The 6296-nt window shown below is 61.4% G+C and carries 5 protein-coding genes; 3 read left to right on the top strand and 2 right to left on the bottom strand.

Features of this window, described 5'->3' with window-relative positions; genetic code table 11:
- Positions 1–96: 96 nt before the first annotated feature.
- On the bottom strand, positions 97–1152 hold the full coding sequence (locus ACW9HW_RS28275; protein WP_095196340.1) for an HAD family hydrolase: 1056 nt from the start codon (positions 1150–1152) through the stop codon (positions 97–99).
- A 239-nt stretch (positions 1153–1391) separates the two neighbouring features.
- Here ACW9HW_RS28275 and ACW9HW_RS28270 point away from each other — a divergent pair, with 239 nt between their 5' ends.
- Positions 1392–2783 (top strand): L-cystine transporter, encoded by a 1392-nt coding sequence (locus ACW9HW_RS28270; protein WP_457402612.1) that lies wholly within the window; start codon positions 1392–1394, stop codon positions 2781–2783.
- A gap of 115 nt (positions 2784–2898) precedes the next feature.
- Here ACW9HW_RS28270 and ACW9HW_RS28265 read toward each other — a convergent pair whose 3' ends face one another.
- Complete coding sequence (locus tag ACW9HW_RS28265) at positions 2899–3411, bottom strand: dihydrofolate reductase (RefSeq protein WP_095196338.1); 513 nt, start codon at positions 3409–3411, stop codon at positions 2899–2901.
- Positions 3412–3496: 85 nt separating this feature from the next.
- Here ACW9HW_RS28265 and ACW9HW_RS28260 point away from each other — a divergent pair, with 85 nt between their 5' ends.
- Together ACW9HW_RS28260 and ACW9HW_RS28255 are read left to right on the top strand one after the other, a co-directional pair.
- Positions 3497–4867: a DUF2868 domain-containing protein gene (locus ACW9HW_RS28260; protein WP_457402610.1), complete on the top strand. Its 1371-nt coding sequence runs from the start codon at positions 3497–3499 to the stop codon at positions 4865–4867.
- Positions 4860–6236, top strand: coding sequence for a GTPase/DUF3482 domain-containing protein (locus ACW9HW_RS28255; protein WP_095196336.1), 1377 nt, complete (start codon positions 4860–4862; stop codon positions 6234–6236). Before ACW9HW_RS28260 ends, ACW9HW_RS28255 begins: the two co-directional genes overlap by 8 nt.
- Positions 6237–6296 lie beyond the last annotated feature (60 nt).

The following is a 6296-nucleotide window of genomic DNA, read 5'->3' as shown; positions in this document are numbered from 1 at the left end:
CGAGCCTGCTCGCGAAGGCGATCTGTCAGGCAGCAAAGTGTTGACTGACCTGACGCTTTCGCGAGCAGGCTCGCTCCCACAGGTATCCCACAGGTCTTACTGAATTTCCTCAGGCTTCACGATCACCCAGTTCTTGTCCGCCGTCACCGGCAGCCCTTCCTTGGCCTGGGCCGCGGCGTTCTTGGCCATCATGCCGTTGATCTGGGTCATGTACTTGTCCTTGCGGTTGACCCACAGGTGGATGCCGCCCTTGGCCACGTCGACACCGTGGAACAGCATGTAGCCGTCGCTGGTCGGGGTGTCGCCGCCGACGAGGACCGGTTTTTTCCATTCATCGATGTAGGTCAGGATCGCGGCATGCTTGCCGGCCATCCAGGTCGCCGGAGTCCACAGGTACGGGGTCAGTTCCAGGCCGAGGTTGGCCTTCTCGTCATACTTGCCGGCGGTGATCTGCTTGCGCGCGGTGGTCAGTTCGCCCGTCTTTTGGTCCTTGAGCAGCAATGACACGCCGATCACGTTCTGCGGTTTGACGTTGTAGCCGTACTTCGGATCGGCCGCGACCATGCGCACCAGTTCTTCGGAGGCGGCGGTCATCACATAGACCTCGATGCCGTTCTCCATCAGCTTGTTGTACAGCTCTTGCTGGCCAGTGAAGATTTTCGGTGGGTTGACGTCGAGCTTCTTGACCACATCGCCTTCGTAGTAAGTGGCCGGCACCGGTTTACCGGAAGCCATCAACTCATCGACATAGCCCTTGAGTTCCTTGAGCGTGAAGCCCGAAAACACCTGGGCGACCCATGGATAGCAAACCATGTCGTCGAGTTCGCAAAGGCGGTAGTAGTAGCTGAACAGGCTTTCCTTGTGGTCGACGGTGTCCTTGAACGGCATCAGTTTCAGGGAGGGGTCGAGTTTGTCGCGGGTGATCAGGCCCTTGTTCTCCATGAACGGCAGCAACGACTCTTCGAGGTCGTAGCGGTAACTGGTGTTGTCCATGTCGAACACCGCGTAGTTACCTTTGTTGGCGTTGGCGGCGATCATCGCGTCCAGCGCCTTGGCCTGATCGGCAGGCCAGTGTTTCAGATCCGTGGCGAGTACCTGGCCGGCAAGGCCCAGGCAAAGAGCTGCAGCCAGTAATTTCGGTGCTAACTTCATCGACTTTCTCCCTGAGTGAAAGACATCGACGCTAACAAATAAGTGTGACAGTCCTCGTCCGTCAGCGACCGCCAACGTGCCTATCGCGCCAGCCGTATTCCCAAAAGCGACACACGCTTATTCCAAAAACGACAGTTTCAAGACGTTTTTGATATTAATTCATTGGAAATCAAGCTGTTAGGCTTGCCGGTTCGCAGCTGCCCCGGAAGGCAGTTGGCACATGTCTAATGGGAGTTCCAATGAATCTGCCGCTGATTCTCAACCTGCTGGTGTTCCTCGCTTTGCTCTTCGTCCTGGCGCAAACCCGTCACACGACGTGGAGCCTGGCAAAAAAGGTCCTGCTCGCACTGGTGCTGGGCGTGGTGTTCGGTGTGTCGCTGCACACTGTTTACGGCACCGGCAATCCGGTGCTGAAAGCCTCGATCGGCTGGTTCGATCTGGTGGGTAACGGTTATGTGCAACTGCTGCAAATGATCGTCATCCCGCTGGTGTTCGCCTCGATCCTCAGTGCCGTGGCGCGTCTGCACAACGCTTCGTCGCTGGGCAAGATCAGTTTCCTGACCATCGGCACGCTGCTGTTTACGACTGCCATCGCGGCGCTGATCGGCATCGGCCTGACCAACCTGTTCGGCCTGACCGCCGAAGGTCTGGTGGCCGGCACCCAGGAAATGGCGCGTCTGCAAACCATTCAGACTGACTATGCGGGCAAGGTCGCTGATCTGAATGTGCCGCAATTGCTGCTGTCGTTCATTCCGCAAAACCCGTTCGCCGACCTGGCGCGGGCCAAACCGACGTCGATCATCAGCGTGGTGATCTTCGCCGCCTTCCTCGGCGTCGCGGCGCTGCAACTGCTGAAAGATGACGTGGAAAAAGGTCAGAAAGTGATCAACGCCATCGACACCCTGCAGGCCTGGGTGATGCGTCTGGTGCGCCTGGTGATGAAGCTGACCCCCTACGGCGTACTGGCGCTGATGATCAAAGTCGTCGCCGGTTCCAACCTGCAGGACATCATCAAGCTCGGCAGTTTCGTGGTGGTTTCCTACATCGGCCTGGGCCTGATGTTTGTCGTCCATGGCCTGCTGGTGTCGGCGGCCGGGATCAATCCGCTGCGCTTCTTCCGCAAGATCTGGCCGGTGCTGACGTTTGCTTTCACCAGCCGGTCGAGCGCGGCGACGATCCCGTTGAGCATTGAAGCGCAGACCAGCCGTTTGGGTATTCCGCAGTCCGTCGCCAGCTTCGCCGCATCGTTCGGCGCGACCATTGGCCAGAATGGCTGTGCCGGTCTGTACCCGGCGATGTTGGCAGTGATGGTGGCGCCGACCGTGGGCATCGATCCGCTGGACCCGCTGTGGATCGCGACATTGGTGGCGATTGTGACCTTGAGTTCGGCGGGTGTGGCCGGGGTAGGCGGCGGCGCGACCTTCGCCGCGCTGATCGTGTTGCCGGCCATGGGTTTGCCGGTGTCACTGGTGGCGCTACTGATCTCCGTCGAGCCGTTGATCGATATGGGGCGTACGGCGCTGAACGTCAGTGGTTCGATCACGGCCGGTGCGATTACCAGCCAGGTGATGCAGCAGACGGATAAAAAATTGCTGGATGCGGATGAGCATTCGGCGTTGGCGCACGCTTGAACGGCGCCTGACAGACCACTATCGCTGGCAAGCCAGCTCCCACAGGGATTGCAGGTGTTCACACAATTTGTGGTTCACCTTGGTCACTGTGGGAGCTGGCTTGCCAGCGATGCTCTCAGGCCTTTTCCCAAACCTCGAAGTTGTACGCCGGTTTGTCATCTACTGCCGGATTTTCGATGTTGGAAACCAATTTCCACTGCTTCAAATCAAACTCCGGAAACCACGCATCCCCTTCCGGACTCAGGGCCACGCGCGTCAAATACAACCGATCAGCCTGCGCCAACCCCTGCGCATACAACTGCGCCCCGCCAATCAGCATCAGCTCATCGACGCCCTGCTCTTTCGCCCATTGCTCGGCGCGAACCACGGCGGCTTCCAGCGACGGATAAACCTCCGCGCCGTCCAGCACCAGATCTGTCTGACGGCTGACCACGATGTTCAAGCGCCCCGGCAACGGACGACCGAGGGAATCCCAGGTCTTGCGACCCATGATGATCGGCTTGCCCAGGGTAGTGGCCTTGAAGTATTTGAAGTCCCCCGGCAAGTGCCAGGGCATGCTGTTGTCGATGCCGATCACACGGTTTTCACCGAGGGCTGCGATCAGGCTGAGGGGGAGTGATTTAGTCATGCCGGCGAGGATACCAGAGCCTCGCTTTCCCCGATAAGCGCCACAGCGGTTATGCTCACAGCTCAATTAAGCGACGGGATGCCGCGTGACTGAACTGAATAACCTCTGGCTGACAGAAACCATCCGCCTGCGCGAAGAACATGCAGGTCCCCTGGAAGACCTGGAAGCCAATCGCCTGGCCCGCAGCGCGGGCGGCGACCTGCCGACACGCATTCAACGCCGAGCCCTGTGGCTGGCCGAACGGGATGGCTTGGGCGCTGCGCTCAAGCACTGGCTTCAAGGGGCACGACTGGCGTTGATCGTACTGGCGGTGCTGGCCGTGGTCAGTGGCGCCGGCCTGGCATTTGCTGCACTGGGTGACGGCCAGACGCCGGTGAATGTGTTCTGGGCTTTGGGCAGTCTGCTCGGGCTCAATCTGATTCTGCTGCTGAGCTGGGCGATCGGTCTGGTGTTTGCCGGCGAGCACGGCGCCAGCCTTGGACGTCTGTGGTTATGGCTCAGCGAAAAGCTCGCCCGCGACGCCAAGGCCGCACAACTGGCACCTGCCCTGCTCTTGTTGCTGCAACGGCAGAAACTCAATCGCTGGGCCATCGGCGTGCTGGTCAACGGCTTTTGGTTGCTGGCGATGCTCAGTGCACTGGTGATGCTGCTGACGCTCATGGCCACCCGGCGCTACGGTTTTGTCTGGGAAACCACCATCCTCGGCGCGGACACCTTTATCACCATGACCCAAGGCCTCGGCGCCCTGCCGGCCCTGCTCGGTTTCAGCTTGCCGACCGTGGAAATGATCCGCGCCAGTGGCGATGCCGCACTGAACATCGAAAGCGCCCGCCAGGCCTGGGCCGCCTGGCTGGTCGGTGTGCTGCTGGTCTACGGCGTCATACCTCGACTGCTGCTGGCGTTGTTTTGCCTGTGGCGTTGGAAAACCGGCCAAGCGGCGCTACGTCTGGATTTAAACCTGCCTGGCTATGCGCAGCTGCGCGAACGCCTGATGCCCACCAGCGAACGCCTGGGCATCAGCGATGAAGCGCCTGCGCAACTGCATCGGGTCCAAAGCGGTGTCAGCGAAGCACAAAGCGACGGCGCGCTGCTGGTGGCCATCGAGCTGGATGACCAACGCCCGTGGCCACCGCAATTGCCGAAGAATGTGAGCAACGCCGGTATTCTCGACAGCCGTGAATCGCGGCACAAACTCCTCGAACAGCTCAGCCGCTTCCCCCCGGCCCGCCTGGCTATCGCTTGCGATCCACAGCGTTCGCCGGATCGCGGCAGCCTGGCGCTGATCGCCGAACTGGCCCGCAGCACCAGCGCCACTCGCGTATGGCTGCTGCAACCGCCGCCCGGCGAAGCGCTGGATGCCGACCGCCTTGGTGATTGGCATGCAGCACTGCAACAGTTGGAGCTGCCGTTTGCCGATTGTGCGCCGCTGAATTGGCTGGAGACGGGTCATGACTAATATCAGAAGCGGGCCTCTCAAACTCGCCGTGGTCGGCCACACCAACGTCGGCAAAACCTCGTTGCTGCGAACCCTGACCCGCGATGTCGGCTTCGGCGAAGTCTCCCATCGCCCCAGCACCACGCGCCATGTCGAGGGTGCGCGCTTGTCGGTGGACGGCGAACCCTTGCTCGACTTGTTCGACACACCCGGCCTGGAAGACGCCATCGCCCTGCTCGATTACCTCGAACGCCTGGAGCGCCCCGGCGAACGCCTCGACGGCCCGGCGCGACTGACGCGGTTCCTGGAAGGCAGCGAAGCGCGGCAGCGTTTCGAACAGGAAGCCAAGGTGCTGCGGCAACTGCTGACCTGCGATGCCGGGCTCTACGTGATCGACGCCCGCGAACCGGTGCTGGCCAAGTACCGTGACGAACTGGAAGTGCTGGCTGGGTGTGGCAAGCCGCTGCTGCCGGTGCTGAATTTCGTCAGCAGCGCCAATCACCGCGAACCGGCGTGGCGTGAAGCACTGGCGCGCCTGGGCCTGCATGCGTTGGTGCGATTCGACAGCGTCGCGCCGCCGGAGGATGGCGAGCGCCGACTCTATGAAAGCCTCGCACTCCTGCTGGAACATGCTCGTCCGCAACTTGAGCGGTTGATTGCCGATCAACAGGCTCAACGCCTTGCCCGCCAACAAAGTGCGGCGCGTCTGATAGCCGAATTATTGATCGATTGCGCCGCCTGCCGCCGCAGCGTGGTCAGCGATGCCGAACAGGAACAGCAAGCCATCGGCGAACTGCGCAAAGCCGTTCGCCAACGGGAACAGCGTTGCGTCGAAGCCCTGCTCAAGCTCTATGCCTTCCGCCCACAAGACGCGGCGGCCAGCGACTTGCCGCTGCTCGACGGCCGTTGGGGCGATGACCTGTTCAATCCCGAAACCCTCAAGCAATTGGGCGTGCGGGTCGGCGGCGGGATCGCAGCCGGCGCGGCCGCCGGTGCCGGGGTCGACTTGCTGGTGGGTGGAATTACCCTCGGCGCTGCAGCACTGGCCGGGGCCATCGCCGGTGGCGCCCTGCAAACCGCGCGCAGTTATGGCAGCCGGCTGTTGGGCAAGATCAAAGGCCAGCGTGAACTGACTGTCGATGATCAAGTGCTGCGGCTGCTGGCCCTGCGCCAGCGGCAACTGCTGCAAGCGCTGGACGCCCGTGGTCACGCGGCGATGGACAGCATCCAGGTGGCCACGCCCCAGGACAAATCCTGGCGCGAAGGCAAGTTGCCCGAAGCCCTGAACAAGGCGCGGGCACATCCGCAGTGGTCGTCGCTCAATACACATGCGAAGTTGAATCAGGCGGAGCGGCAGGAGCAGGTTGAAACATTGGCGCAGCAACTGTAAGAGCTGCGGTGTATGGACCGGCCCCTTCGCGAGCAGGCTCGCTCCCACAGTTGACCGCAT

The organism is Pseudomonas sp. SDO5532_S415 (assembly GCF_054071155.1).
Note: the sequence above shows the minus strand (reverse complement) of the source record. Positions and strands in the feature narration are given on the sequence as shown.